The following is a 20946-nucleotide window of genomic DNA, read 5'->3' on the forward strand; positions in this document are numbered from 1 at the left end:
TGTTATTCAGGAGCCTTCTTCTTCCTATTTTTATTTCATTCTCTTATCCAGTGAACTTATATCAATAACTACCGGCCTACTATGTTGCAAACTACCATCTTCTTGAAGCATAGGGCCTGAAACAATGCATTGCCCTTTCTTCAATGTGGACAATTCTCGTTCCCATTCTTTCCTGGCAAGATTATCTTGAGCAAGGTTTGCAGCGATTGAAGTTATCTCGTTCTCCGGTGGCATAAAGTAAACCTTTTGACTGGAGCCTTGCAATCTTGAAACCTCATCATGTGCAAACTGTCCTTTGAACGATTGGGTTGCATACCATCCAGACCAGCCAAACTTTCTACCTTCCGAAAGAATCTTTGCACTAGGAGACTTTTCACGGTGATCTAAATTTTGTGCTTCGTCTAAAATCACAGCCAGGGGCCTTGACTTATCTCCATGGTTCAATTGATGATTCCACAAATCCCATAAGATGAACTCGGTAATCATCATTTGTACCTCCCTGATGTATCCAGTCAGCTGAACAATGAATACCTTGCCTTTTTGTGAGAGAATTTGTTCCCAATCATACTCACCGTCACTATCGAATGGATTCTTATCGATTAGCGGCTTAATCTGTGAACGAACGGTTTTGGCTGGACCTGAATTATCCTCTTCCAGTTCGACCAAGAGCAATTTTAGATTCATGCTATCGCCATACTTATCCAGCCCTCGAAGAGCAGCTTCGTATATTGCATTCTTCTGCTGATTTCCCAGATCTTTGAACACGGAAGAAAAAACACCCTTAATCCTCTCCGCGATGTCCATATTGTCCTCATCTATATAATCATCTTCATCGAGTTCTTTTTGGTTTCGCTTAAATGGATTAATTGGAAACTTATCCCTAGCGACCAGGAATTGTTCTAGGTTACTTCCTAAATGTTCTTTGAATAATGGTTCCAGCTTGGAGTTCTTAAATCCATCTGTATAATCAAATATAATGCTGGATATCCCACTTGTGGATAACTCCAGTAATAAACACTGGATGAAATAACTCTTACCTTGTCCTGATTTTCCTGAAATCAGGATATGACGATTTGCAAGTTCCTCATGCCCATATTCCCAGTACACTTCCTTAGTGGAGCCTTCTACAGTTCCCAGCAGCACCCTCACATCTTTCAATTCCTGAGTATTAGGACCAATTCGCCGTATTTGATTCGTTTCTGGTTCACTATCTATTTCCTTGTCTATTTCTATTTCTTTTTCTATTCCTTTTTCTATTTCTGGCAACTCTAATACTGAATCCAGCTCTGTACTAATCATTCCTCTTCCCTTATTATATTGATATTTATGAAACAATAGGCTAGACGGATTGATGTCCGTTTCCCCATTCCTCATATTTGTTTTAAGGGACTCAATCTCGTTAATTACACCTGAATATCCATCTTTCTCGGTTAATTCCACTACCAATATATCCTCTTCCAGTTTTATGGATTTCCAAGTCTGTTCCTTTTTAAAAGATAGAACAGCTCCCTTACCCATGAATGGGTTAAGGTGGTCACTTAACTGGTAATCGTCATTCAATAATCTTTCTTTTAAAAGATAGATTTTGGAATAATCCTTTTCTGGCCAAATATCATTATCGATAAATTTTTCTGCATTAGATAATAATAACTGGATGAAGAAGTTCCTAAAGAACTCGTTCTTAAATAGAGGTACATTATCTTCATCCATCTTGGCCAATTGTGTAGAAAATAATAATTTCGTTTTATTTATTTGTACTTTAGCCTTAGAAATTGTTGATTCTTGATTAAATCCTATTTTCACTTCCACAGGATAATAATGAACGAATAATTGCTCGCCCCTAGTTTCTATACCGATTAGCAATAAATCATCACTATGCATCCCTTTGACATCCAGGTTTTTAGCAGAGAAAACCCCTTCACTTTTCGTCAAACGGACCATTCCGGCAATCCGCAATATTTCCTCCATGGATATCGGCACCCATAGGATGTCATCATGATCGAATATACTTAAACTATATTTTATCGCTGAAATGATACTCAACTTTTCTCGGGAGAAATGGCCTTTACTCCCAATGATTCGAAGAAGCCACTCTCCATTCAGGCTATTAAAGGCTCGGATGGCCGTTTCAATCTGAGATGAGGTTGCTACAATTTCTTTACCTGCAAGGTATTGTTCAATGATTAATTTATATTGAGCCGATTTATCAGTAACCGTTATGGCATCATATTGGGTGGATGAAGAGTATTGATCGCTATAATGTATTACTAACAGATTACGTGAGGAACTCTGAAAAAAGTTCAAATCTACGTTTGGCTCAATGAACGTCACCCAGTAAGACATATCATAAAGCCTATTTAATATCTTCTCGTCATAATTAGCTGTCCTTGTGACTATGGTTTCATCCTTATGATATGGACTAGTTCCATCAGAATCTAAATTACTGGCTAGCTCATTCAAGCATTTAGCCACCGAAATAAGATTATTTGATTGATGTTCAGCATTCTTCAAACCGAACCCGGTACGGTAATCCTTTTCTGTTTCCAAGAATGAAATAGAAGATAGAAGACCTTTCAATGATAAACCCGTTTCAATTCCTTGAATTTTATTTTTAGCCGGTAAATCATTTGAATTCATTTTATAAAAGGAGATATGGGCATAACCATACTCTTTCTTATTTAGTGGTGTGTAATAAAGAATATTTTCACGGATTAATCTTAAAACGTCCACTGCGTCTAATTTTTTAGTTGTCAAAGAAACATTGAAAGTTGCTTCGAACTCTTCTACATCATCATTCAGGGAAAATTTCTCAAACTCACTGACAGCATTTAAATCATTAAATATAGCAACCTCTATTGGAACGATACCAGCTGCACCCTTTTTATCAATTTGTTTTTTGATGAAATGAATCAGCCCTCGTACCACCTCATGGTCATTACTGATATTAATTACATTTAATTGAATAGGGGACTTGGACTTTTCCAGAAATAAGAATGGAAAATGTTGCACAAATTGATTTAATTTCTCTTCTACTACATGCGAAAGAAACGCATTTGATTCACCTATTGCAACTTTGTGCAACGGTTCATATATCATCCATTGTGGGACATTCTTTTGATTAATGGGACGATAGATTTCTTTATTGTCTCCATAAATATATGGTAACAGGTTATTCGGATGCAACCGATCTAGAATGTGCAAATCAATTGGTTCACTGCCCAACCTATTCTGTATTTCCAATTGATAAGCAATATTCAATGGGTGCAATGGCGTTAAAGAAATCCTCTCATCTTCCATAATTGTTCCAAGCCTAAATAAATCCTTGGACTCTTCATCCATGATGGCATTCTCCTTGATGCCTGAAACAAGTTCGATAAAAGAAGTTACAAATTCAAGAGAAAGATCTAAAAGGTCATCATTCATGTAGGCTAGGCTAGGTAATAGATTTCCAAACTTATAATAGTCCATTAACTTTGAATAAGACTTTTCAATTTTGTCATTCAATTTCAAGTCTACATTTTCAAGACCAGAAACTGTCCTTATGGCACATCTAAGCTCTTTATCTATCCATTCCTTTTCGACTAACAAATATCTTTTTGTTTCCTCATGGGCTGAAAATTCATAAGTATCCTGTTTTAGCTTATTGGATTCCAAATCGTATCGGAAATCGTTCATTTTCTCCCTTTTAAGTTTCCAAATTCTGTTCCCTGCAATTGGGATGACCCTCGAGACTTCTTCCTTAATTATGAACGGAATGAGAGTGTCATTTCTTTGAATTTGGAAACTCAACATATCATCATTCCATGCTGTTGATGAACTGGAAATTTCGATTCCTCTGTTTGCAGCAATAATGACTTGATTTTCATCTTCAATGATGACTTCATCCATTGCAACATCCGAAACTCCAAAGGTAATCGATTCGTCTTTTCTATTTAAAATGATTTTCTCCGTTTTCCCATTCACCTCATAAAGGGTTTTAATTCCCAAGAGGTAATCCTCATCACATTCCACGATTACAACATTGAATTCGAATTTTGATTTGGATTGATTGTTATGGGTATAAATAATTTGATAAAAGGAGGTGCTATTCGGTTCATGCAATAATTTCATTATTATTTTTTTCCCTGAGACTGTACACCATTCTTCAGATTTCTTATGAATGAAGTCCTTTTTCAATCGTTCATTGAATTCAAAGGTAAGATTCACTTCTTTCTCTTTTGAAGAGTTAAAGACAATCAAATATCGTTTACGTTGCCCTGTTTTGGTTTCTTTATGGGGTTTCTCCCAATAGGCTAACCCTTCATCAGATTTCTTTTTCATATTTTCCTTATATTCAAGGGGCCTGTCTCCATCTATTCCCTTTTCCCTTGATTCCTTGACAAAGGTGTAGTCTTTTTCTTTCCAATTGTCTTTTTTCAGCGCTTGGACACCTTTATCATCAAAAAGCTTTTCTAATTGATTCTGCAGGTTCTCATACTCATGTATATGTTGCACCTGTTCAAATAGGTTGTAATTTTCCTCTAATCTTTTTTTCATTTGACCCGGATACTGGTTCAGATGTCTATCGTAGAATAGACCCAGTTGCGAATAATCTTTTTCTTTGATTTCCCCTTGTGACAGAAACCCTAGTATTTCCTCGTAATCCCATAAAGAAGACTGGATGAACGATTCCTCCAATTTCTTTTTCAAATGGAATTTCAGCACTTCTTTTTGGTCAGTATCAAGAGTTTTGTTTTTATCAATCTCTTCTTTCAAAGTCTTCACTATTGACTTTACATTCAGAGGCATTCCTTCTTTTTGTAAATCACTGCTGCCACCCCTGATACTATCAAGCGTTTCATGACAAATACTCAACAGCCCAGTTCCTGACCAAATCCCTTTCTGCTCTCCCACTTGATTGCGGAGCGTCACTAGGAAATCCGGTGTAACGTGTTCGGTTGTTGCCGCAACTACGATTTTCACACTTCCTGACTGCATGGCAAAGGTTGTATAGGGGGAACCATGATGATGTTGATATCTGAATTCCTCAGTTTTTCCATCTGATTTCAGGAATTCATAAAATTCCTGAACTTGCCGTTCATTATCAAATTGTAAATAGAACCGTTCCCCACCTTGCAATGTAATTTGATTAAAGTAACTGATTAATTTCTCTGATAGGTATTTATAAAATTGGTTTGACATATTGGGCATCACCACTATCACTCTTTTTGTCTAATAAATTCAATTTATCATATAGTTTTACAATTTCTTCACGAGAATATCTATCGAAATATAACCCTCTATGTTCTAATTCCAAAAAAACCTGTTTCAATGACTTTCTCTCCTCTTTAAGGCTAAGGGCCGTCAATAATAACAATAAATCCTGGCTTACGTTCAACATATATCCCAATGAACCCCTTGTTTTCATGAAAAACTTTTTCCCTATCTCTTCGATAGAGAGTTGATAACGGTTACGTGGTCCCTGCATCGTCGGCTTTTCATAGGCCTCCTCGATGCTGGAATATAGCTTGTCAACCAAAACATCATATTCTAAATCTTTAGCCAGATATTCCTCTTGTAAGGACAAAATTGAGCGGTATTCAATAATCCATTCACGAACCATAGTCAAAAACATTTCTTGTTCTGTCGTAGTCAACTGTTCATAGGTCGACTGTAGTTCAGGATAGCTCTGGGAGTCATCTGTGCCCATTATGAAATTCAAGTGTTCCAGAGTATTAATGTCAATCAGTAGATTTCGGGAAGCTTCCTTAATCATCTGATAACCAAAACCATATCCTTTACGGTTTTTACTGGTAGCTTCCCAATCCAAGGTAAAATAGACTTCATTATTCGAATTAAATCTACCTTTTGCTTTTTGGGAAAACTTCAAGGTAACTTGTGTAATATAGTAAAAATAGTAATAGCTTAGGAATATTTCATAATGTCCCTTAAAATAATCCTCATGTTTAGTCAAGTAAAGGAAATCTGCTTTAAAGACTTCAGATAGATGGGGAAGTTTGCTCTTGTATTTAATCTTTCTTTCACTCTTCTCCAAACCATCAAGATGATGCAATATCAATTTGGCAACTAGGTCCTCAGATGAGCTTTTTTCGAAAAACAGTTTAAATTGCTCATTATTCTCATTTAAGATATCCGATAAAAATCTTGCTATTTCCTGTTCCCCTTTAGCTTCAGGCCCTTCACTAAACGGCAAGTATTGAAAAACATGGGGATGAAATACCTTCATGTTCCCTTTCTTATCCTGTAGAAAACGTCGCAGTATTTTTTCAAAGAATGGCTTATCCTCGTTCGATATATCAACGACCTTACTAATATTCTTAATTAAATAGTCAAGGTTCAGGTCTTCATTCAAGTGATTATCGGAAATACTTCGGGTAAAGCCCCCCAACACTCCTTCAAATCCCTTACGGAACTTTGGTCTCTCTGTTGCTCTAGTTGTAAAGGGAAGAAAAATGCTCTTTCGATTAATTGTATGTGAAAGGCCAGATTTATCTGCTTTAATAGATAAGGACTTTCTTAATTGCTGTAAATTTTCAAGTTCAACCATCATTTAATCCCTTCTAAATGTAAATTCTTCATAATCATCGTCATAAATCAATTTGAAAGATTTATTTAATTGAAGGTTTACGAATAATAGTTCTTTATCTTTGTTTCCGTGTTTCATTATTTTATCGATATATTCAACAAATTGAATACAATCTTCCTTATCTTTCTTATTCGGACGGTATCCACGGGTCAACTTGACAAGCATTTCATAAAGTGGATAATCAATCTCTAAAAAGTTAGGATTAGTCTTATCTTTATCACCAAAAGCTAAAATAACAGATAAGTGAAAGTGTTCTAGAATATCACGCCTATTTTCTTTCAAGTGTCCGAAGTATGGCTTAATAGTCAAGGATTGTGCCACCTGAATGTCTTGGTTCGACTTGTCTATATAAACGTAATCGTTCTTCGGTGTACCATTCCAAAGAAAAATGGACTCTTTCAATAAAGAATTTATCTTTCTTAGTCCAGTTCTGTCACCGATATTGTAATAATACAAATATGCAAGATACTCATTGTACTCATGGTCGATAAAGACTTCCTTCACAGTATTATCCGCCAAGAAAAAGGACAAACGAATTAGGGCCTTATTATATAATTGACGTGAAGCATCTGTTAAGTTATGGAACGCTCCCACGCCTACCAATTCTTCTCTCCAATTAGCCAGAGACGACAATTCGACATATTTAACAAATGTCGATTCTACATTCAAAGAATTATTCAATTCAATCAATATCTGATCAATTACATTCGACCGTTTATGGATAGGGTCTAACTCTGCCATGACTGACAAAAGCGGAGACCTCTCTTTTCCTTCGAATAGAAGGTAGGGTAATAACCCTTCGGTCTTCTGAACAATATCCGCATTACTAAAATCATCAATGTCGTTAGCCGGTACAAGGATATCATGGATGAAGTTGAGCAATGAACGCGTCGAAATAATCATTTTGTATTTAATGATTGCTTGAATTAAGAGATTGACTATCCCTGTTCTCAACTCCGGAAGCATAAGCAATTCATAGTTAGTCATGAAAAACCCTTGAATTTTATTTTCCTTATCCTTGAGATAAGCCCTGTAAAAAGGATTATCATCTGATTTTGTAATCAAGCGTTCTAATAAGGAAGAATAATATTCTGAAACGACATCACTTTTCGTCAGCTCGAAAGGTTGATAATCACTGAAGCTGAGCAAATAAAAATTATCACCCTCTAGACTTTCTGTAATTGAAGACGTTTCAAACACATTGGTCGTTTCAATGAAAGCAGCTAACTTTTTGAAATTTTCTTTTGCGTAAATCGATTCCATGAAGTTATGAAGGACTCCCAGGTTGATTGCCAAGATTAGCTTATCTTGTGATTCTTCTATTCTTTCGTCATTGAAGGGTTCCAAGACTTCTGCCAAAGTGTCCAGCGAACTCTTTTGTGGATTGAAACTCTCGGTTGCGTCATTATGCACCTGGAACCGATTGACCAAATCCGAGTGTTTATTTTTCATATAAGCAAGCAAATGCGACTTTCCATCCCCTACACTTCCGCATAGAAGTATCAATTGTGAGTGTGGTTTTGCCGCCGCGCGATTAAGTACCATCTCCAAATCGTCTTGAATTGACCTTTTGACATGCAAATATTCTTTGAATCCACTAAATTGATTAGCGTTTTCTACCGCTTCTTGTGCGGACTCCTTAAGCTTCGAAAGTTCCTTAAGTAGATGGCTCTCCCCTTCATCCAGTCTGAATTCAAATTCTTCGTCAATCACCGACCGATTAGATAATAGCGGTAGCTCACTTATGGCTCCTTCAGACTTTATATTGCTTTCCCAGTCAACAGCTACTGCAGTTGTTTTCGACGCTTCCAAAATCAATTCCAATTTCTCTTCTAGACTCGTGGTTTTTTCCTTCAATTCACGGAAAAGATCAGAATCTTTCTTAGGTTGAGGATATTTATATTTTGGTGCCTCGAATGAATAATCCCCATACAACTCCATAAACCAAACGGATACTTCAAACAATCGCTTGTGCATCTTAAAAGCATTTTCCAAATCCACTTCCAAAAATTCATGAGTTGCCTTGTTGCCCAAATGACGAATCGTATCAAAAGATCTAGCAATCTCTTTCGTGAGGATATCCTCACTTTCCAGAAGTTGAATTCTTTCAAATAGCTTTAAATACTTTATATTGCTCAACTCTTCATGATGTTGAGCAATTTCTTTTATCAGCTCTTCTGTAAAAACCCTTCCCTTCATCAACACCGCTTGAGGATCTAGATAAAACACCTCTTCTATCTGTTCACCAATTTTATACATATTTGGAAACTTGTTCTCTAAAAACCCAAAAATATTATTCTGCAATTGCTAACACCTCGATTTTTGTGTCAAATCTCGAATCTATTTAGAATTATATATAAAGTCATCATAATCTAATCCCTTTTTTCAAAAGCAAAAATACTATAAACGCAACAAAATACTTATAAATTCACCCTTCATTATAGCAAATGCTAGACGATGAACCTAGGATAATCCCTATCTCTGCCAAAATCCCTTCACGAATACAAAGATACATTACTAGAGGTTGAGAATAATAGTTATGAGCGAATATTATTCTGCAAAAGGTTGAAAAACTCAAACAAAAAAACAGCCACCCCTAAGGTCAGCTGTTCTCCAACTAATTCTTATTTTTCTTCATTTTCCCTCACTCTATAATTAAGATCACCAGGATCCTTACATAAGGTAAATCCGCTTTCCGGTTCATATAAGAATTTCTTGATTCCTTGCCAACGTCCCACGAAGGTTGTGTGCAGGAAGGCTGATTGATTTTTCTTGAGATCGATATGGTTGAGACTCATGGGTACGGGTATGCGATGACCATTGCTCGTAACGACCATGGTTTCTTTTTTACTTATTGGCACTAAGTCATGTATGTGCTTATAGGCTAACCAGATGCCTCCGCTTTTCCTGAAAGAGTTGGAGGAGAACCAGACCATTCCGAGCTCTGCGTTAATGCAGACTGGCACCATGTATCTTCCTCCAAGTAGGGTTTTGGCTCCTTTGAGGGCTCCTTCCAGATCAAAGCCTAAGTGGATGAAGGTGTTATTTAAGATATCGAAAGGAGTTTCGTTCACTAGGAACATCTCTTTTCCTTCTATTACTCTCGTCATTTCTTCTCCGTTGTGTTGGTATTCCCCTACCATTGCTTCTGTGTTCTGATTGATAATATAACTAGTTCGTATACTCATGTCTTTCGCCTCCCATTTAATTTTTTTTATAATAGGAGTATACTGGACATAGTGTCAGGTATACTCCTGATCGCAAGCCCTTAGGTGACGGTCCTCCACGACTTTCTCACCTAAGGGTTTTTCCTGTTTGTGCACATCACATTGTTCTCACCTCCTTCACTTCAGGTTTGATATAGCCATCTAACTAGTTCTTGAATGTTCTTTTTGTCGTTGCTTATATGAAAAAGCTGTGGTCTCCCTTTATAGGTCCCCTTGAACTCTTTCCACTCAGGATTGGTTGGGCTCCAGTCCACCTCTTTTAAATGGGCCATTCTGGTTGTAATCCGTTCTTTTCTTTGTTCAAAAGGCTGATTTTCCATTTTGTCATTGGCGTATAGTGCAACAGAAACAAAAACGGGATAACTTGCGAGCATGCTTTGCGTGTAGTCACCCATCGTTTCCGCTGGATATAATTTAAATAGTTCATTGAGCCAAAGATGAATAAGCGCTATATACTCACTGTTTGTTAGTGGACTGGATGAGACTTTTTCTTCTATATTCATATAAAGCTTTCCGGTCATGAAGATCCCGATTATTTGCCTTAGTTGGGATAGAGATAGTAGTTTTTTGTTGGCTGGCCGATTGATGGAGCGCTTTTCAAGTTCTATCCCGGCCGTTTTTAACAACGGATGGGTATGCAGCACCTGATTTGTAATGACGTTTAAGTTGTTACGTGAGTCGAATGATATTCGTTTGGATAGTGCCACTTTCTTTCCTTTTAAGTTAAGATCCAAGTAGAGTTGAGATTCTTCCGCTTCCGTTAGGTTTTCGAAGATTTGGATGGCAATTTGAGAATCCTTCATAAAGGAATCAAGCTTATACGCCTGTTTCATTTTTTCCTCATCCTTCTTTAAAGCGTTTAGAATCGTGTCCTCTAATTGCATAAAGGCAGCTAATCTTTGTGACCCGTCAATAATGTTCAATTGGATCGTTTCCGGTTGTTGTAGAGAGCCTTCTTTCAAAGAGCCTACAAGGGGAGGCAAATAGATATTTTCCGTTAAGGCATTATCGAGAATGTAGTTTTTAATAGACCGAACCCGTACCTGATTGATTTCACGGATGGAGATTTGCTGATTATGAAACATGTTAACTAATTCGTTTATGGAAAGGGAGGTAATGGCCCTTCTTTTTCTGTCTAATTCACTTAGTATCAATCATCTGCACTCCTTCTTGTTCTATTTTCCTCTTGAATCCCAAGGCAGTCCTCTGCATGGCATTTGTCGCGGAATGATTGATGATTCTTTTTTTGACGGGATCGTAAATATGGGCATACAAGGGATCGTCATGTTTCCAAGAGCAGGCTACCTTTAACAGCAACAGTTGGTTGATTGCTTCTTCATACGATATGTCGTAATGCTTGTGAATCTGATACACCGTTTGAGCCAGAGCGATCTGGATTCCTGTATAACCTGCTGTGAATTTCTTTCGGTCTGTCATTTTCTTCGGGAAAATTTCGAGCCATGATTCGAAAAACAATCTGGCAACGCTTACAATCCTGTCCCTTGTCAACTCCCCATGATTCACTTTATTGTCATTTGAAGTTAAACTTCCTTCAAATAATGCAATGAGACAGCGGCGCATAACGGTTAATGAAGTCAAAGCCGAGTTGTTCACTGTAATGCGGGAAAGCTTCGATTCAACTTCCATTAGATTTTCTAGTTGCCCCGCGATCAACCGTGTTAGTTCAGCGTACTCATCCCGTTGATCATATTGCATCACCAAGCCAACATGAGGTTCTTTTCGCTTTGTGTTTATATCATTGAATAGCTGCTTCTCTTCCTTCGTTTCCAGGTCCAGATAAATCTGTATCGAGACAGGGTACGTTTTTAACTTATCAATCTGACTTTGCAGTTGCTTGGCTTCTTTGAAATTCCCCATCTCTTCTTCCGTCTCCATGCGTGCCCTTAAATGGTTAATCGCCGATAACAGACCATATGTTCGGTGTTGACCGTCCAAAATGTATATTTTGCAGCCGGGTGGCAATTCTCCGCCATCCGGTACTTCCTTGATATTTCCCCTGCTTGAAAAGATGAACGGTGAAAAGTAAAAATCACCTTCCGCAACGGATTCGATGATGAACTCCCTGATTTCTGACCGCCTTTTAAGATCAAGCTTCCTTTGAACTGCATCGTCGACTTCGAATATTGCTTCCAGTGTAGAGAACTGAATTTGCGAGATTAATATCTTTTTCCCAAATTGAGTAAACGTCTTACCCGGGATTGTCACTTTCATCTCTTGATATGTCATATCATCACCCCTGTGAACATTATCCTATTTTATGTAATTTTTGTAAAACCACTCTAATTCGGTATACCTATAAAATACTTGTTCTTTTTGGTTCTTATACGAGTTCAATTGGCTTACTATTTACAAAAATAAACTACCAAGGTATAATATTTTGTTTCCTTAATGAATGTTCCATTAATCCTAGTAATTTTGCTTCTGAGTTGTGACGTTTAATAGAACTTTTAGATTTGGACCCATTGAAAATGACAATTCGATGAAATTTACAATGCACGCATTAAAAATTGTCCACGTTCATGAAAACATTTCAAAACCACCTTACTTTCCTCTCCTATTTTCACGCTTTCCTTTGTTCGTCTGCTAATCCCTTTTTTACTAGTTTTTAAATTCATAGAATAAAAAAGAAAGCAACCCTAATGGCCGCTTTCCTACTTTCTTATACACTGTACGTGTTGTTGCGTTAGTCCTCATCTTCCCACACGGTTAATCCATTTAAGAATGTTTCAAAGTCGGGAGCTAGATTAATAATCTTCTCCTCTTCCACATCAACGAATATAACAGGTGGGTTTTCTTTCGTCTTCCTGTAATCGAGAGCCGTCCATGTATGTCCATCGCCGGATATAAGAACAATATTTTTTGGCAAGTCCCATTCTTCGATTAAATAATCGCTTTCCAGGATGCCGTCTTCTTCGGCAATTCCGCTGATATATTCCACGTTCACATGGTCATCCGCCCATGATGTCGGAACATCAGTTGGAAAAGCGTTGCATTCAATATAGCCACCGTTCTGTTCTTTGAGGAGCATTATATAAGCTTGTGGTAATTTTACTTTCAACTGTTTTTCTGCTTTTTTGACCATTTCATCTGTTAATGGTTCTAACTTCTCGATTTCTACGTCTTCTAACCAGATGCTTTTCCCCATTGGTTGCACTTCCTATACGTTCATATTTTCATTCAAGACACATGATACATGGTTCATTATTACTTGTATAGGATTTTCATCCTTTTTATAGTGCTATTCAATATTCTGTTTGGACTCCCCAAACTTATATGTAAAGTAAATTTACGAACCAAATACTCAATGATTTCAAATCCCACATAATCTCTTTTGGCTAAATATTTACTTCGATAATAAAAATTCCACTACTCGACTCTCGAAAAGTATATTGCAAATTTTACGACCTTTCTTTAAAACGAAATGTAAAACAAACTTTATTTTTAGTTAAGTTTGTTTTACAATTAGTTAAACATATTTTACATAAGGAGGATATTAATGTTAGAAAACGGATGTGCATTATCAAATCGAATCCGTATTTTGAGAGCTGAACGAAAAATGACTCAACAGGATTTAGCTAAAAAAGTGGGGGTTAGTAGACAAACAATTATATCTACGGAAAAAGGTAATTATACCCCTTCATTAGTGTTAGGCTTTGAAATTGCAAATGCTTTTAATGTCGGGATTAATGATGTATTCCAATATAAAAAAGAAGGGGAGGGGCTCTAATGGAAGCGCTACTATTTATTAGTAGATTAGTTTATATCATTATATTTTTTGTATCGGTATTCTTCAGCCTGAAATTCCAATTCGGTGAAGAAAGTCAGGATGAAAGAGGCAAGAAGATATTAAATAAATCCTATGGAGTGGCGTTCCCTATATTTATTTTAGGATGGTTGCTGATTTATTTAATTGAGGAATTGATTACACCTCTTTCTTTTGAAAGTTACAAAGTAGCCATATGGTTCCTGATAACTGGTGCATATATTGTTCACGCTGTTAGCCTGTTTCATTTAAAAAGGATATCCTAATTTCTTAACACATAAAAAACCCAGATAAGGGATACTTTTTATGTGTATCCGTTATCCGGGGTATCGTTCAATTAGTTAGGTCGTGGTTTATTTACCGTTTGAGTCATAACTTTTCACCAGTGTTATGCCTTTTTTTCCATAAAAGGTCAAGTTCTTCTTTTATGCCATTTACATGATTAACTGATTCCATATAATGATCATAATTTATTAATGCCAGACCCTTGTATGATAATACTGGGAATTCCTTTGTGGAAAGCAAGAGAATTTTTGTATAAGCTTTGTTTTTAATTCTTTTCTTTTTACTTCTTTTTAATATGAGGATTTGTTTTTTAATTTCGGGATTTTTGTAGGGAGCTTCTAACATATCATGAATTACCATTTGTTTATCTCCATTCTTTGTTGTGAATCAATGCTGTGAATCAATATAGCATACCATATTGTTTCTGAAGCTTGTTATTTAAGCCATGTCACTTAAGAAGGGTGCGCCTCTACTCACTGATGTTTAAACAACACATTTCGTTTCCGGAAATTTAAAACGCTTCTATATTCTGAAACTGAAAATCCTAGATTTCAAGACTAAAATAGCAATGGTCTCTGGTATGGTTGGGCTAATATCTTTCGTTCTTACTGGATTCATATACTTACGATAAACAATATCATTTAACGCAGTATTAAATAAAGAGATACTCCGATAAAGTGGCACTTATGTCAATGGACTGCGAACGTTTAGTCATTCATGAATACTTGTTATACCTTAAGGTATGGAGCTTAAGGTATAGAGCTTACGGCTTTAGCCGTGGGAGTCTCAATTGTATAGGATTTTTATCCTTTTTTAAGTTATTCCACATTCATATTGGGGGATACCCCATGCTTAAGCTATATGTATAAAAGATTTACGAATGAATGATATCAAAACTACTTTCAAACAAAAAGTATATTATTTATATATATCGTTCAGGTAATTAATTTGTTTCACTGCTTCATCTACCTGGTTTACATCAAGAATACGGATATTTGCATGAAGTTCTTTTTGAAAAGTCTCTGCTTCTTTGCCATTTTCACTTGGGATGATCATGAATTGAAAACCGGATTTTTCTGCGATTTGTATTTTTTCTTTGATGCCTCCCACAGCTGTTACTTCTCCTTTGCCATTTATGGCTCCAGTAACCGCTATTGGTATGTGATTTTGAAAGGTTCCGTTTATTATTAATTCAGTGAGTAGTATGGCAAGCCCTGCACTATTTCCTGTCGCATGATCGTTATGAAAGTAGTCGGTAAGTCTTTGCTCTTCTTTCCCGAAATATTCTCTTAAGTCCTCTCTCATCTTTTCTTTTGGCGATTTTGCATTTAGCCCGAACCAACTTAGTAGAGTCCTATTTTTGTTTGTATAGCTCATTGAATTGTTTATTTCGGTAATGGTTAAGACATCTTTATGCTCATTGGTTAATTGATCACGAACCGCCTGTTTACTTTCCATATTATTTAATGTTTCCACGTCTATACCAATTATATAAATTCCCGAGCGTTCTACTGTCTCACTTGGCTCATGGTAGATGTCTGCTATATGTGATTGTACTGCGAAACCTATAAGGGGCAGCTCATAGCAAAATAGCAGGAAGAGGATGGATAGTGAGATAGTCATTTTTCTTCTTATCTTATGTTTCTTCCGGAGTACTACGATTGAGATCAATAAAATCACTAAGCTAATAAGCAATATAACTAAATATGAAATTTCATCAATCACATCTTGAAGATATAAGAAAAGAAAGAGGAGATAAAAAAGAAGTGTTAAAGAAATATGGAGTATAGTAGTAAAACGTTTTGCTTTTTGAATGTTAATCAGCCCTCTCTTATTAACTTTGGGGACAGTCTTCTTTTATTGTCAACTTAAAGGGAGTTACTATCATTCTCTAAAATTATTCCATGTATGTTAAACCCGTAATAGAATCTATTAAAAAAAGGTCAACCAGTAAAAATCGGCTAACCTTATCATACGATCGCCCCCGTTCATCCTGTAAAGTTGTTTATTTGTTGTTTTTTAACATTCGAACCTCTTCTTCTAATTGATCAATTCTTTGTTGAAGTTCTTTCTTAGGTTCTAAAATTCTTCGACTTAATATAACGAGGAAGCCGATAATAGCAATAACTCCCCCAGCAGAGGCAATAATCAATATCAAGGCTATGTCAACCATAAAAACAGCTCCCAATTTATTTTCTATAATGCAGGTGAATTCCTCAAAACAGGTAATTAGGTTAATTTTAACATAAATCCCATTACACTATAGACTAATGACAGCTCCTAATATCAGATATTGAAACCACTTTATATTGGTATAATTTATTCAAGATTGCTGAACAATGAACAGCCGCTGCTAGGCGTATCCGAATACTATAAATAATTAAGAAACCCAGCTAATCTTCTGATATGAAGGTAGCTGGGTTTTTAAAGTTGGATGTTCAAATAACACGTAAAAATATACGTCATTTATCGGTCAAAGTGGCACCTATTGCTTAGAAACGGACTTATCTTCGGTTAAAAAACCTTCCTATTATAAATGCGGATTGACAGAAGCCAAGAGCCGCTGTACAAAAGCAAAATGATAATTGTTGCTGATCCGTACAACTGAAGGTCAGTTAATTCAGCTATCCATTGAACCAAATTTGCGAAAGCATCCCTGAAAACATAAAGAATAATCTTGTAGGTGAACATAAATAGTCCAATCAAAAAGAAGGAAGCAATCAACAGGAATTGTTGCTTGAATTTATAAAAGAATGGAAAGATTAACGCGGTCAAGGTCATCGTCATGCCAAAGGTGAAAAGCATGTCCTTCCATGAGAACGGAACATCCTTTCCATTCACGATTAGGTTACTAATATAGACGACACCGATGATAACGGCCGTATAAAAAAGGGTACCGACATATTTGGAACTGACGATTTCTTTTCTCGTATATGGCAAGGAGTTGAACAAAACATGACTATTCCCTTTTTCCTCATAATAAAAGGCATTCATCATAAGCGTTATGCTCAAGAGAAAAATAAGGAACGAAAGCGGCGTTCCCAAAAATAAATATACGAGTGCAATAGCAAGATACAAGGGAATAAGTGACTTTTGGACCAATGCGTCCTTTTTAATCAGATTGAACATGTCATTGCCACCCCTGTTTTGTGTAATACATAATATGTTCGAGAGTAGGTTTTTCGATGATGACCGTATCTCCAAATAGGTCTGACATGCGATTTTTGCAGGCCGTCAATGCCTCGAAGCCGCTGTTCGCCGTGCGAATCCCGATGAATTCCTTCTCCATGTCTCGGTCCAATAGATCGAGCGTTCCTTTCACAAGGGCGTATTCTTCCTCAATTTTATACAGCTCCTTCGTGAAGATCAGCTCCCCTTGATGGATGAAGATAATATAGTCGGCAATCTGTTCCAGATCCGTGGTGATGTGCGTTGAAAAGAATATAGTCTTATTTTCTTCCTGCATGATATCCTGCAATGCACCGAGCAATTCCTTGCGGGAAATTGGGTCGAGGCCGGATGTCGGCTCATCCATAATAATCAATTCGGCATGATGGGAAAAAGCGATCGCCAAGGAGGCTTTCATCTTCATCCCTTTCGAAAACGTCTTGACCTTTTTCTTGAGTGGCAGCTCGAAATAGTCCACATAGTGTTCAAAGACGGCATCATCCCAGTTATCGTAGGCAGGTTTGATAATGTTTTTCATTTCCTTCAGAGTCAAATGCTCATAAAAGATGTTTTCATCATAAACAAAGCCTATCCGCTGCTTGATCTGTCTTTCATGCTCCTTGTAATTCAATCCGAATATCGAAATCGTTCCACATTCCTGCTTCAATAAATTCATAATTAGTTTGATTGTGGTCGATTTTCCAGCCCCGTTTCCACCTATGAAACCTGTTATGAATCCCTTTTTGACTGAAAGAGAGAAATCTTTCATTTGAAAATCCTTAAAGTTCTTTTCGATGTTCTGCAACTCTATCACATGTTCCATCATCATTCATCCTCCGTAAATAATAATGTAAGCATTTCCTTCAATTCCTTTAGGCTGAACCCCATTTCTTTCCCATTTTGGACCGCAATCATCAAATTCTCTTCTATGACCGCTATCTTCCTCTCTCTCATCATCTCCTTATTTTGTTCGGATACGAAAGATCCTTTTCCGACAATCGAATAAATGAACCCGCTCTTTTCCAGTTCCTCATAGGCCCGTTTCGTGGTGATGATGCTGATCTGGAGATCCCTCGCCAGCTGACGCATCGACGGGAGGGAATCCCCTTCCTGCAAGTCCCCGCTTAAGATCAACTTTTTGATTTGATAATAAATTTGTTCATAAATTGGCTCCTTGGAGCCGTTCGAAATCATAATTTGCATGGTTTACCTCTTTACTTATTGTATATATACGTTATATACAATATATACTATATTACATTATTTTACAAGGTAATATTTTCTAAATATTCGAATTCCCAAAAAAAGATTTTCCTTATTTTTATTAAAAATCTCAATCACGTAAAAAAGAGATACTCCAATATTCGAAGTATCTCCCCATCTTTTCAATTTTCCCTTTCAAATACGACCCTTCCCGCCACGACTGTTTTCAAGGCTTTTGCTGTAAGCATCTCGTCTGTCGTGCCATCGAATAGGTCACGATCGAATACCGTGAAGTCTGCGACGTAGCCTGGTTTGATGTAGCCACGTTCATGCTCTTTGTTGATCGCCTGGCTACTGCCGATCGTATACAGTTGGATCGCTTCGAAACGCGATAGCTTTTGTTCGGGTATGTAGCCACCATGATTAGCATCTGGTTTTTTCCGCTCGACTGCTGCATAGATGGTTACGAGTGGATTGATGTCCTCCACTGGTGCATCCGTTCCCGCTGCACACATGATGCCCCGGTCCAGTAGCGTTTTCCATGGATAGGCTAAGTGGAGCCGGTCTTCACCCAGGCGGTCGATGACCCAAGGGAAGTCGGATGGGACGAATGCCGGCTGGATGTCCACGACAAGCGGTAGTTTGGCCATCCTTTCGACTAGGTCCTCGCGCAATACGCAGCAGTGGATGAAGCGGTCCCGCTTGCCGCTTGGTGCCGGGTATTTTTCAATGGCACGGAGAACTTGTTCCGTCGCCGCATCCCCGATCATATGGACGGCAACGACTTCGTTATGCTTGCGTGCCAGTTTCACCAATTCTTCTAATTCTTCATCGGTTTGGATGAAGAGCCCTTTGTTATCCGGCTGATCGGCATACGGTTGGGACAGGGCCGCGGTCGAACCGCCAAGGGCTCCGTCGGCAAAGATCTTCATCGCGCCCGGTTCTACATAGGGCTCGTCAAACGCTGCATCCGCTTCGATCATTTTCTCAAATACGGCGTTATGTCGCAATATATTCACGCGGAAATGCTTCTTCTTGCCAACGACGCGGTGAAACGCCGTTAGTGGGTTCCTGAAGTCTCCGAAATAGTTCATTTCCTCAGTATGCCCACCCGTCAGGCCATAAGAAAGCATGTTATCCACAGCAAGGTTCAGTGTGTTCGTCAATGAATCGATGTACGCTTCCCCTTCTTTTGGCACAGCTTCTGTTACGCTATTGATCGCTTGGTCGAACAACAGACCATTCAATGTGCCTTCTGCATCTCTACCGATTTCCCCACCCGCTGGAGATTGACTGTCTGATGTGATGCCTCCGGCTGCAAGGGCTGCTGAATTGCCCAACACGACGTGATGGCACACCCGCGTCAACAGGATCGGTTCTTCCCGGATTGCATCAAGTTCGTCAATCGTCGGAATGCGCTTGTCAGGAAAGTTATTTTCATTCCAGCCTTCCCCATACAACCAGCTGTCCCTAGGGGCCGTTTTCGCTGCCTCCTTCACCATGTCCAACATTTCGGTTGCTGAACGGGCTTTTGTTAAATCGAGGCGAATTAACTTCTCACCTTGGAAAAGAATATGAAGATGGCTATCAACGAACCCCGGATACATGGTAGCCCCTTTCAGATCCATCCGTTCATCAGCCTGGGCGCTCAGTTCTTCGAATGATCCCGTAGCGAGTATATTGTCACCCTCGACAAGGACGGCTTCTACCGTTTCATGTTCTTTCTCCATTGTGTAAATTGTGCCGCCATACCAAAGTTTCTTCATCGAAAGATCCCTTTCTCTCTCTGCTGTTTTCGTATAAAGCAGGGCTTACCCCACTACTATACTTTGTGTTACTTTCGCCACTTTTCTCATTTTTACCTTTTTTAAAATGAAATAATTACTTTAAAATAAGCTTATACCTATACTACATCCTTACCAACCGTTTTTTTCCATAAAGAAAGCTTACTCTTCGTTGTAACATGTTACAATGACATATGATTTTTCTTATACGAGGCTCGTTTATTATCAAAGGGATAGATAAGGAGTAGAAAGGGGGAAATGGCTATTATTTTAAAGAGAAAACTGTTAACGGCTTTTCTTAGTAGCTTATTATTTGCACTGATCTTTTCATCGCTTGGTGGCTTTGATGGGAATGCCTTTATGAATTTTTATTATTTAAACCTTATGATTGTCATAACCTACGGAGTGATTACTTCCTTCTTTAGTGACTGGCTTAGTAGCAAGGTCTCAAAAAAAGCTTATATTCGTGAAATTATCTCCTTCTTACTTCATTGCTTATTCGGAGGCACATTCCAAGTGCTAAGTCTTGTTTCTTCCGTTTTATTCTTTATTGTTGACCGTTTGTTATCAAGAGTGAAGATTGGATGGCTGTCCGTCATCATCGCTTTCTTAATCGTTGTACTAGTATTTATTATTGCGGTTAATAGGTAGCTAAAAAATACAGGATGCGAGAATCCTAATAACAAGATTGCTGGCATCGAGGTACTTCTGTTCCGTTAAATAGATTAGTACCTAAGTTATTATGATATTTTATATATAAGAGCCCTATCAAGTAATAGTGCGTCATATAAATGGAACGAAGGAGAAAATGAAGGTGAAACCAACGTTTTATTATTTTTTAATCATGTTATTTCTCTTAAATATGAAAGCTACATATGATAATACGCATATTTTTTCGCTAATAATCAT

The 20946-nt window shown here is 37.6% G+C and carries 17 protein-coding genes; 3 read left to right on the top strand and 14 right to left on the bottom strand.

Annotated features, from left to right (window positions below):
• Positions 1–30: 30 nt before the first annotated feature.
• From dptH to ACQKL5_RS08620, 7 genes are all read right to left on the bottom strand, one after another.
• Positions 31–5181, bottom strand: coding sequence for a DNA phosphorothioation-dependent restriction protein DptH (gene dptH / locus ACQKL5_RS08590; RefSeq protein WP_427607967.1), 5151 nt, complete (start codon positions 5179–5181; stop codon positions 31–33).
• The gene (dptG, locus tag ACQKL5_RS08595) at positions 5162–6547 is read right to left on the bottom strand and encodes a DNA phosphorothioation-dependent restriction protein DptG (RefSeq protein WP_427607968.1); all 1386 of its coding nucleotides are present in this window, start codon (positions 6545–6547) and stop codon (positions 5162–5164) included. Before dptG ends, dptH begins: the two co-directional genes overlap by 20 nt.
• A gap of 3 nt (positions 6548–6550) precedes the next feature.
• Positions 6551–8890, bottom strand: coding sequence for a DNA phosphorothioation-dependent restriction protein DptF (gene dptF / locus ACQKL5_RS08600; RefSeq protein ID WP_427607970.1), 2340 nt, complete (start codon positions 8888–8890; stop codon positions 6551–6553).
• A 320-nt stretch (positions 8891–9210) separates the two neighbouring features.
• On the bottom strand, positions 9211–9774 hold the full coding sequence (locus tag ACQKL5_RS08605) for a competence protein ComK (protein WP_427607971.1): 564 nt from the start codon (positions 9772–9774) through the stop codon (positions 9211–9213).
• A gap of 161 nt (positions 9775–9935) precedes the next feature.
• A complete protein-coding gene (locus ACQKL5_RS08610) occupies positions 9936–10967 on the bottom strand; it encodes a DNA sulfur modification protein DndB (RefSeq protein ID WP_427607973.1) in 1032 nt (343 codons plus the stop codon).
• The gene (locus ACQKL5_RS08615; protein ID WP_427607975.1) at positions 10954–12060 is read right to left on the bottom strand and encodes a DNA sulfur modification protein DndB; all 1107 of its coding nucleotides are present in this window, start codon (positions 12058–12060) and stop codon (positions 10954–10956) included. The genes ACQKL5_RS08610 and ACQKL5_RS08615 overlap by 14 nt, the downstream gene beginning before the upstream one ends.
• A 457-nt stretch (positions 12061–12517) precedes the next feature.
• On the bottom strand, positions 12518–12979 hold the full coding sequence (locus ACQKL5_RS08620; protein WP_427607977.1) for an SMI1/KNR4 family protein: 462 nt from the start codon (positions 12977–12979) through the stop codon (positions 12518–12520).
• A gap of 351 nt (positions 12980–13330) precedes the next feature.
• Between ACQKL5_RS08620 and ACQKL5_RS08625 the strand changes: the two genes are divergently transcribed.
• Complete coding sequence (locus ACQKL5_RS08625; protein ID WP_427607979.1) at positions 13331–13561, top strand: helix-turn-helix transcriptional regulator; 231 nt, start codon at positions 13331–13333, stop codon at positions 13559–13561.
• Positions 13561–13863, top strand: coding sequence for a hypothetical protein (locus tag ACQKL5_RS08630; RefSeq protein WP_427607980.1), 303 nt, complete (start codon positions 13561–13563; stop codon positions 13861–13863). The genes ACQKL5_RS08625 and ACQKL5_RS08630 overlap by 1 nt, the downstream gene beginning before the upstream one ends.
• Before the next feature lie 103 nt (positions 13864–13966).
• On the opposite strand, the gene ACQKL5_RS08635 is transcribed toward ACQKL5_RS08630, so the two are convergent.
• The 7 genes from ACQKL5_RS08635 to ACQKL5_RS08665 form a co-directional block, all read right to left on the bottom strand.
• On the bottom strand, positions 13967–14242 hold the full coding sequence (locus ACQKL5_RS08635) for a hypothetical protein (RefSeq protein ID WP_427607981.1): 276 nt from the start codon (positions 14240–14242) through the stop codon (positions 13967–13969).
• 558 nt (positions 14243–14800) lie between these two features.
• Positions 14801–15505 carry a S16 family serine protease gene (locus ACQKL5_RS08640; RefSeq protein WP_427607983.1) on the bottom strand — a complete coding sequence of 235 codons (705 nt, stop codon included), beginning with the start codon at positions 15503–15505 and terminating at the stop codon, positions 14801–14803.
• Between the two features lie 382 nt (positions 15506–15887).
• A complete protein-coding gene (locus tag ACQKL5_RS08645) occupies positions 15888–16055 on the bottom strand; it encodes a hypothetical protein (RefSeq protein ID WP_427607985.1) in 168 nt (55 codons plus the stop codon).
• A 341-nt stretch (positions 16056–16396) separates the two neighbouring features.
• Positions 16397–17011 carry an ABC-2 transporter permease gene (locus tag ACQKL5_RS08650; RefSeq protein ID WP_427607987.1) on the bottom strand — a complete coding sequence of 205 codons (615 nt, stop codon included), beginning with the start codon at positions 17009–17011 and terminating at the stop codon, positions 16397–16399.
• A 1-nt stretch (position 17012) separates the two neighbouring features.
• Positions 17013–17873 carry an ABC transporter ATP-binding protein gene (locus ACQKL5_RS08655; protein ID WP_427607989.1) on the bottom strand — a complete coding sequence of 287 codons (861 nt, stop codon included), beginning with the start codon at positions 17871–17873 and terminating at the stop codon, positions 17013–17015.
• Positions 17874–17875: 2 nt separating this feature from the next.
• On the bottom strand, positions 17876–18253 hold the full coding sequence (locus ACQKL5_RS08660; RefSeq protein WP_427607991.1) for a GntR family transcriptional regulator: 378 nt from the start codon (positions 18251–18253) through the stop codon (positions 17876–17878).
• Between the two features lie 182 nt (positions 18254–18435).
• On the bottom strand, positions 18436–20019 hold the full coding sequence (locus ACQKL5_RS08665; protein WP_427607993.1) for an amidohydrolase: 1584 nt from the start codon (positions 20017–20019) through the stop codon (positions 18436–18438).
• A gap of 276 nt (positions 20020–20295) precedes the next feature.
• Between ACQKL5_RS08665 and ACQKL5_RS08670 the strand changes: the two genes are divergently transcribed.
• On the top strand, positions 20296–20688 hold the full coding sequence (locus tag ACQKL5_RS08670) for a hypothetical protein (RefSeq protein WP_427607995.1): 393 nt from the start codon (positions 20296–20298) through the stop codon (positions 20686–20688).
• Positions 20689–20946 lie beyond the last annotated feature (258 nt).

The organism is Peribacillus sp. NPDC097675, assembly GCF_050277655.1.
Lineage (GTDB): Bacteria > Bacillota > Bacilli > Bacillales > DSM-1321 > Peribacillus.